The sequence below is a fragment of the Streptosporangium sp. NPDC000239 genome (genome assembly GCF_040300765.1).
Taxonomy (GTDB): Bacteria; Actinomycetota; Actinomycetes; order Streptosporangiales; family Streptosporangiaceae; genus Streptosporangium.
Map to the genome: position 1 here is coordinate 234098 of NZ_JBEPEI010000012.1, position 7875 is coordinate 241972.

Sequence of the window (7875 nt, forward strand, 5' to 3'; positions counted from 1 at the left end):
CTGAAAGATCAGCCCGTCACGGGGCTGGGAACGGCGCCGGAAACACGGCGTCCACCGGGTGCCGGCCGGGCCCCCGCCAGGCCGGTCAGGGCCTCACTCAGATGGTCGAGCGCGGCCGAGATCCAGGGCAGTTCCAGCGGGTCGGCGGCGTGCAACGCGGCCAGTCGCCGCTCGGTCGTCTCGCCGTACAGCAGGCTCGTCGCCACCCGCACCCGCAGGGCCCTGACGTCGTCGCCGAAGACGTGTCCGGCGAGCACCCCGACCCCGTGCCGGTCGAGCAGCGCCGCGGCCAGTTCGGCGGAGGTCGTGAAGTCATGTCCGGTGAAGTCGGGATAGAGGTAGAAACCGCCGAGCGGCGCCTCGGTCCGCACTCCCGCCCGGACGAGCCTGTCGTGCACCGCCCGCGCGACCGTGCCGTGCAGCCGCCTGCTCAGGTCGATCCGCTCGACGATCTCGGCGGGCTCGGTGTAGGCGTAGGCCGCGGCCCGCTGGACGGGTGCCGCCGGACTCGACCAGATCTCACTGGCCACCGCGAGCAGCCGGTCACGCAGCTCGGCGGAGGGAAGCCTGGCCACGCCGATCCGCCAGCCGCCCAGGGCCAGGCTCTTGCTGAGCCCACTGGTGATCACCGTGCGCTCGGGGGCGACGTCGGCGGGACTGACGAAGCCGGTCGCCGGATCGTGCAGGAGGTCGCGGTAGATCTCGTCGGAGATGACGATCAGACCGAGGTCACGGGCGATCCTCGCCAGCCGGGTGACCGTGGCCGGGGAGGCCAGCGTGCCGGTCGGGTTGTCCGGCAGCGTGAGCAGGATGGAACGGACGTCACGCCCCCGCGCCCGCGCGTGCAGTACGGCGGAGGCGACCCGGTCGGGATCGGGCACCCCGCCCTCGCCAGGAGGGGCGGGAACCGGCAGCGGACGGGCCCCGACCAGGTCGGCCTGGGCGGCGTAGCTCACCCAGCTCGGCATCGGCAGCACGACGTCACCGCCGATCGCCAGCAGCAGGCCGTACAGCAGGGGCTTGCTCCCGGGGCCGCAGACCACCAGGTCGGGGTCCGTCGGCAGGCCGCGCCTGTCCCAGTAGCCCGCCGCTGCCTCGCGCAGCGGCGTGATCCCCGCGACCGGGCCGTACCCGTTGTGCTCGGAGGCGGCGGCCAGCCGTTCGCGTAGCGCCGGATGAACGGGCAGACCCGCCTCACCGAAGGCCAGGTGGAGCACCCGCTCACCGGCGCGCCGTCTTCGTTCGATGTCCTCGTTCGCCGCCAGCGTGGCGGAAAGCGTCACGTTCATCAGTGTCCCTTTCCGATCAATGCGGAACGTTCCCAAGCGTGATGGGATGCAGGCATCGGAACAAGCACTGGTTGGTGTGGGTGGGCGTAAGGAAGTCCGATGCTTGATTTTCGTCGGCTTGTGGTGATCTGTGAGTTCGCCAGGAGAGGGAGCATCGCCGCGACGGCGGCCTCCCTCGGCTACAGCCCGTCCGCGGTCTCCCAGCAGCTCGCGACCCTCGAACGGGAGGCCGGAGCCGCGCTGCTCGACCGTTCCGCGCGCAGCGCCGAACTCACCGACGCCGGACGCCGCCTGGTCGAGCACGCCCAGCGCATCCTGGCGATGGTCGAGAACGCGGAGTCGGACCTGTCCGCCCACCAGGGAACCCCGTCGGGGCGCGTCACCGTGACCGCCTTCCCCACCGCCGCCGTCGCCTTCGCGCCCGCCCTCGCCAGGTCGCTGCGCAGGCACACCGCGCTGACCCTGCGGATGGGTCAGGGACGCTCAGGACGGGGGATGCGCGAGGTCAGGTCGGGCGAGGTGGACATCGCGCTGGTCGACGACTGGTACGGCAGGGTGCGCGAGACGGACACGTTGCGGGTCTTCCCGCTGCTGCACGACCCACTGGTGCTCGTGGTGCCGCGCAGGCACCGGCTCGCCTCCCTCGACGAGCCCGTCGACCTGCGCGAACTACGTGACGAGCCGTGGATGGCCACCCCGGACGGCGAACCCTCCCGGCTGGCCGTCGACCGCATGCTGGCCGACTTCGGCGGGGCCCAGCCGGTGCCGTGGGAGTTCGAGGGGCTGGGGACGATCCTCGGCCTGGTCGCCAAGGGCATCGGCATCGCGGCCGTCCCGGCCCTGGCCCTGGCCGCCGGGGTCAGGGGGATCGTCGTGCGGGAGTTCCCCGGCGATCCGGTCAGCCGCGTCGTCCACGCCGTCGCCCGCGCGTCGAGCGTCAACCGGCCCGCCGTCTCCGTCACCCTGCGGGCCGTACACGTGGCCGCCCGGATGCTGGTCGACGACTTGGCCGTCGTCCGGCTGGCCGAACGGTAACGTCTTCAGCCATGCCTCCCACATACGCGCTCGAACGGCTGCTGTCCGGCAACGGGTCGAAGACCGTCGCCGGGATCGACGAGGTCGGCCGGGGCGCCTGGGCCGGACCCGTCGCGGTCTGCGCGGTGGTCACCGACCTGTCCGAGCCGCCCGCCGGACTGACCGACTCCAAGATGCTCACCCCGGCCCGCCGTACCGCCATGTTCGACGAGATCGTCACCTGGGCCGTCGGCGTCGGGTACGGCGAGGCCACCCACGCCGAGATCGACGAACTCGGCATGACCGAGGCGCTGCGCAGGGCGGCGGGCCGGGCCCTGGCCGAACTGCCCGTCCGGCCCGACGTGGTCATCCTCGACGGCAAACACGACTATCTCGGGGCGCCCTGGCCGGTCCGGTGCGAGATCAAGGGAGACCTGTCCTGCGTCTCGGTCGCCGCGGCCTCGGTGGTGGCCAAGGTCCGTCGCGACACCTACATGACCTCTCTGGCCGGTGTCGAGGAGTACGGCTTCGCCGACAACGCGGGCTACCCCTCGCCGATCCACCAACAGGCCCTGGAACGCCTCGGCCCCACCGAACACCACCGCCTGTCCTGGTCCTACCTGGACGACCTCCCTCGCTGGCGCCACCTCAAGAGGCACCGGAACCCTTTGGCGGGGGAAGGTCAGCTCGGGCTTTTCGGATAGGCCGTGCCCATCTCCGCCTCCGTGTCCTGACGACCGGGACCTGGTCCGCGCGCTCATCAGGTGATCCGAGCGAGGGTCGGTCACGTCAGAAGGTCGCGCCGGCGGTCGGCGGCCTCGATCACGTCGAGGCTGACCTGTTCCAGGAACGCCGCCGCTTTGGTCAGTCGTTCCCGCACGGGACTGTCGAGCTCGTAGGCCTGAGCCGCCACCTTGGCGGCCCGCACCGTCTGGAGCGTCTGGCGGCTACCGGTCACGACCGAGTTGTACCAGGCGTCGGCGTCGACCACGTAGACGTCGCGTCGTCGCCGGGGGTCGCGCTCGCGCCGGAGGAATCCCAGTTGGATCAGGAAATTGACGGCGACGGAGACGGTGGCCGGGCTGATCTTCAGCCTGTTGGCCAGTTCAGCCGCGGTGCGTCTGCCGTCCTGGGACAGCAGAAGGTCGATGTGTACGCGGGCGCTCGTCCTGGGCAGTCCGGTTTTGACCGACAGCTCGACGAGTTCGTCCTCCATCGCGCCGCTCAGTGATCCGGCCGGGCGTGGGGGCGCCGGTGTGCCGCGCCGTGCCCGCCGGGTCGTCGCCTGGTGGGCCTGCTGGGGCCGATAGCCGCCGGGGCCGCCGTTGCGGCCGATCTCGCGGGTGATCGTCGAGGTCGGCCGGTTGAGCCTCCTGGCGATCTCACCATAGGAGAGCCCGTCGGCGAGGCCGGCCGCGATGCGCTCGCGGTCCTGCTGGGTCAATCGTCCTCCTGGCATGGCGCCAGTATTGCCTTCGGCGGCATTCATTGCAACGCCCCCTTGCATTCGGGTGCAGTGTCATTGCGTCAATTTATCGCCGTCTACCTGGGATTATGCGCCGCATCAGGTTGACCGAATTTCGAATGCAACATAGCTTTTGATCCGCACGAAACACGTACTATCGTGAATTTGAGGAATGGTCATGAACAAAACCCCTCGCCCGGCCGAAAACGCGACCCGAACACCGCGCATCCCCCGACGTGCGGCGGCCGCAACACTGACGGCCACAGCACTGGCGGCCGCCCTCCTGACCGGGACCGTCGCACCCGCGGCAGCCGCCGCACGCAGCCAGGCCGCACACGGCGCCGGCACCGGGCAAGACCGCCCGCGGCTGCAAAAGGCCCTCCAGGACCTTGCCGACCTAGGCCTGGCCGGAGTACAGCTGCGCGTACACGACGAACAAGGCGATTGGGCCGACAGCGCCGGCGTACGCAAGCTCGGCCAGACCGCCAGACCTCCCACAAACGGACGCTTTTGGGCCGGCAGCGTCAACAAGACCCTCACCGCGACCCTGGTGCTGCAACTGGTGGCCGAGAGCAAGATCGAACTCGATGATCCGGTGGCCAACCACCTGCCCGAACTAGGACTCGACCAGCGGATCACCGTACGGATGATGCTGCGCCACACCACCGGACTGTTCAACTACACCGGCGACTTCGACGCCAACGGGCAATGGGAGCCAGGCATCCCCGGCCACGGCGAGGAGTGGCTGGCCAACCGCTTCCACAGCTACCGGCCCGAGGAACTGCTCCGCCTGGCACTGTCCAAGAAGCCCCGATTCGAACCGGGAACAGACCAAAGGTATGCCAACACCAACTACACGCTGGCCCTGCTGCTGATCGAGAAGGTCACCGGCCACTCCTACGCCGAGGAGATGCGGCGCCGCATCTTAAGGCCCCTCGGTATGCGAAACACCGTGATACCGGGCGACCGCACACAGCTCCCCGGACCGTACGCCCACGGCTACTTCCGCTACCAGGAAGGCGGTCAGTGGAAGGTGGTCGACGTCTCCCGCCAGAACCCCTCCCTGCTGGCCGGCGCCGGAGCCCTCATCTCGACCACCCAAGATCTCCAGACGTTCATCTCCGCGCTGATGGGCGGCAAGCTCCTGCCGGCCCCGCTGCTGGCCGAGATGCGCAAGCCGTACGGCGATCTCGGCTACGGCCTCGGACTGTGGGTACAGGACCTGGGCCCCGGCTGTGGCGGCATCGTCTACCAGCACAACGGCAGCCCTCCGGCGGGCTACGGCGCGCTGATGTACAGCTCACCTGACGGCAGGAAGACCCTGACCGCCTCACTCACCACCGGGGACGCCGCGGTCGATCCGGCGGCGCTGTACCCGAGGGTGGTGGAAAGGCTCCTCAAGGAGGTGTTCTGCGGCGGGAAGACCGCACGCTGACGGGCCGCCCGGCTGGTGGGGTCGAACCGCCGATGTTTCCGCGGGGGCGCGCCATCGGGCCCTGCTCGGCTGAGGCGGGTCGTCCGGTCCACGTCCAGGGCGGGTGAGTTCCATGTGACAGAAGAGGGCCACTTCGTAATCCTTCGACTCGCTCATATCAACATGAAGGGGGCGAAGTGGCCGTCAATGGCATTGTTCCCACCGGTCGCGCGGCATTGTGGCACTCGCTGGTTTCGTGGAGGTCGCGCGCCAGGGCCTGCCGGGAAAACGCCGGCACCGCGGGGATGATGTCGAACTTCGGCGGCCTGCCTTCACGGGAGCCGAGGTTCTTGCGGTTGCCGTCCTCTCCGGAGTAGCTCAGGTGATCCGGCGTCTGCGCAGGTAGGCGCGGTTCGCGCGGAAACCGTAAGCCTTGTCGCCCCAGACCTTGTCGGGCCGGGTACGCGGAGGGAAGGGGGATATGCCCTTTTCTGTCGGGGGGCGGTGGCGCATGGTGGGCAGCATGCGGGTTGGGATCTTCCTCATCGCGGCAGGATTCCCCGGCAGGGAGCCGGGACAGGTGTTGCGGGACACGGTCGAGGCGGTGGTCGTCGCCGAGGAGGCAGGCTTCGACGACGCGTGGATCGCCGAGCACCACTTCATGTCGTACGGCGTGTGCCCCTCGGCGGTGACCTTGGCGGGGGTCGCGCTCGGCCGTACGGACCGGATCGGGGTGGGGACGGCGGTGAGCGTACTGTCGGCGCGGCACCCCGTTGAGCTGGCCGAACAGGCGGCGATCCTGGACCAGGTCTCCGGCGGGCGGTTCACACTCGGGGTTGGGCGGGGTGGCCCCTGGATGGAGCTTGAGGTGTTCGGGACGGGGCTGCCCAGGTTCGAGCGGGGGTTTCCCGAGTCGCTCGACCTGCTGTGCGCGGCCCTCGGGCAGGACACGGTCCGTGCGGACGGGGAGTTCTTCCGGTTCCGGGAGGTACCGATGGTCCCGGCCGCCAGACTCAGGCCGGTCGTGGCGTGCACCTCGCCGGGGACGGTCGCACTGGCCGCCGGGCGGGGGCTGCCGATGCTGTTGGGGATGCACCTCGACGACGAGGGGAAGGCCGGGCTGCTGCGGGAGTACGGCGAGGCCTACGGCGCTGGGGGCGGTGCCCGGGGTGGCGGCTGTGACGACGGGAATCCAGGGCATCGTGGTGTCCGTGGAGGCGGGGACCTGGGGCGTGGTGAGGCCCATGGCGATGGGGATCAAGGGCGTGGTGGTGCCTGGGACGATGGGGATCCGGGGCATGTGGCGGCAGTGGTCGGGCATGTGGCGGACTCGACGCGGGAGGCCGTCGCGGAGTTGAGGGCGGCGATGCCGGGCTGGCTCGGGCCGGGGCTCGCGGGGTACGTGCCCGTTGACGGGCGCCCCACACCGCGCCGTGACATCGCGGACTACGTGGACTTTCTCTGCCGGACGCACCCGGTCGGCTCGGCCGACCTCTGCGTCGAGCGGATCGAACGGACCGTCAACAAGACGGGGCTCGGCCACCTGATCCTCATGGTCGAGGGGGCGGGCTCACGGGAGCGAACCCTCGAAACGATCAGACGGCTGGGGGCTGAGGTGCTGCCCCGCGTCAGGAATGGGAAAGTGCCCTCGCTGGGCCGGGGTACGGCCTGACGAGGGTAGGAGGGGCCAACACCGGGCCTGTTGATCACCAGGCCGGGAACCAGGTCAGGAACAGGGGTGGGGAAGCGCCCTCGCTGGGCCGGGGTACGGCCTGACGAGGGAGAGGGACTGGAGTGCTGTCCCAGGCCGGGAACCAGGTCGGAACGGGACGGTGCCCTCGCTGGGTTGGTATGGCCTGGCGAGGGTGGGGGTGCCCCGGGCAGGAAAAGGAAAGCGCCCTCGTCAGGCCGGGGTGCGGCTTGACGAGGGCGGGAGGGGTCAGCAGTCGACGAGTTCGGGGCTCTGGTTGAGGATCTGGGACCTGGCGGTGATGAACTCGGCGTGGGCCTTGACGGCCGCCGGGTCGAAGACCGCGACCCGGTGGCAGTTCTGGAAGGCCAGTTTCACCCCGAAGTGACGCTCAAGCGCGCCGCGCATGGAGTCGCTGGCGAGGCAGCGCAGGAGCTGGCCGCGGGCGGCCTCGTCCGGCGGCGGGACGGTGTTGTCGGTGAACTCGGCGCCGGTGCGCTCACGCTCCCCCACCAGGTCACTGATGAGCGTCCATGCATATGGCAGGGAGTCACGGACACAGGCGACGAACGTCGCGTCGTCCACCTCTCCTGCCTTCGCCTGGTCGAGAAGCTCGTTCGGAACGGTCAGCGACATGCTGCCTTCTCCTCTCAGAAGGGAACTTACAGACACTAGGCCGGGCCCGATCGACCTCCAGCTAGCGCTGGAGGGACACTCGTGTGGGCCCGAAGACGAATTCGGGGTCGATCTGCGCCGCGAGATCCTCCCCCGTGGCCCGGTTCGCCCAGGCCCGCGCGTTGCGCAGATGGAACTCCACCGCCTGACGACCGAACAGCCCCCAGTCCTTCTCCCGGCCGTCCACCGCCGCCAAAAGCACCTCCAGCCCCGAGGACACCTCCGGCTCCAAGTCCTCAAGCCCGAACGGACGGCCCTGCTCCATCCCCCGCACCACCCCCGAATGCCCCAGGCACACCAGCAGATCCGACCCCACCTGCTCGCGCAG

7 protein-coding genes and 1 pseudogene are annotated in these 7875 nt (G+C 69.9%); 4 read left to right on the top strand and 4 right to left on the bottom strand.

What is annotated here, in order from left to right; genetic code table 11:
- Nucleotides 1–8: 8 nt before the first annotated feature.
- The gene (locus ABT340_RS27505; protein ID WP_352013717.1) at nucleotides 9–1289 is read right to left on the bottom strand and encodes a pyridoxal phosphate-dependent aminotransferase; all 1281 of its coding nucleotides are present in this window, start codon (nucleotides 1287–1289) and stop codon (nucleotides 9–11) included.
- A 99-nt stretch (nucleotides 1290–1388) separates the two neighbouring features.
- On the opposite strand from ABT340_RS27505, the gene ABT340_RS27510 reads away from it, so the two are divergent.
- Together ABT340_RS27510 and rnhB are read left to right on the top strand one after the other, a co-directional pair.
- Nucleotides 1389–2324 carry a LysR family transcriptional regulator gene (locus tag ABT340_RS27510; protein WP_352013718.1) on the top strand — a complete coding sequence of 312 codons (936 nt, stop codon included), beginning with the start codon at nucleotides 1389–1391 and terminating at the stop codon, nucleotides 2322–2324.
- A gap of 11 nt (nucleotides 2325–2335) precedes the next feature.
- The gene (gene rnhB / locus ABT340_RS27515) at nucleotides 2336–3007 is read left to right on the top strand and encodes a ribonuclease HII (protein ID WP_352013719.1); all 672 of its coding nucleotides are present in this window, start codon (nucleotides 2336–2338) and stop codon (nucleotides 3005–3007) included.
- Between the two features lie 80 nt (nucleotides 3008–3087).
- Here the strand turns inward: rnhB and ABT340_RS27520 are convergent, their stop codons facing one another.
- Entirely contained in the window at nucleotides 3088–3747 is a 660-nt protein-coding gene (locus ABT340_RS27520) for a helix-turn-helix domain-containing protein (protein ID WP_352013720.1), read from the bottom strand.
- A 388-nt stretch (nucleotides 3748–4135) separates the two neighbouring features.
- Here ABT340_RS27520 and ABT340_RS27525 point away from each other — a divergent pair, with 388 nt between their 5' ends.
- Both ABT340_RS27525 and ABT340_RS27530 read left to right on the top strand, forming a co-directional pair.
- Nucleotides 4136–5203, top strand: a complete 1068-nt coding sequence (locus ABT340_RS27525; RefSeq protein ID WP_352013729.1) for a serine hydrolase domain-containing protein — start codon at nucleotides 4136–4138, stop codon at nucleotides 5201–5203.
- 502 nt (nucleotides 5204–5705) lie between these two features.
- Nucleotides 5706–6854 carry an LLM class flavin-dependent oxidoreductase gene (locus ABT340_RS27530; RefSeq protein WP_352013721.1) on the top strand — a complete coding sequence of 383 codons (1149 nt, stop codon included), beginning with the start codon at nucleotides 5706–5708 and terminating at the stop codon, nucleotides 6852–6854.
- 267 nt (nucleotides 6855–7121) lie between these two features.
- Here the strand turns inward: ABT340_RS27530 and ABT340_RS27535 are convergent, their stop codons facing one another.
- Nucleotides 7122–7508, bottom strand: coding sequence for an SCO5389 family protein (locus tag ABT340_RS27535; RefSeq protein WP_352013722.1), 387 nt, complete (start codon nucleotides 7506–7508; stop codon nucleotides 7122–7124).
- 61 nt (nucleotides 7509–7569) lie between these two features.
- Nucleotides 7570–7875, bottom strand: a pseudogene (locus ABT340_RS27540) (ATP-binding protein); the annotation flags it as partial.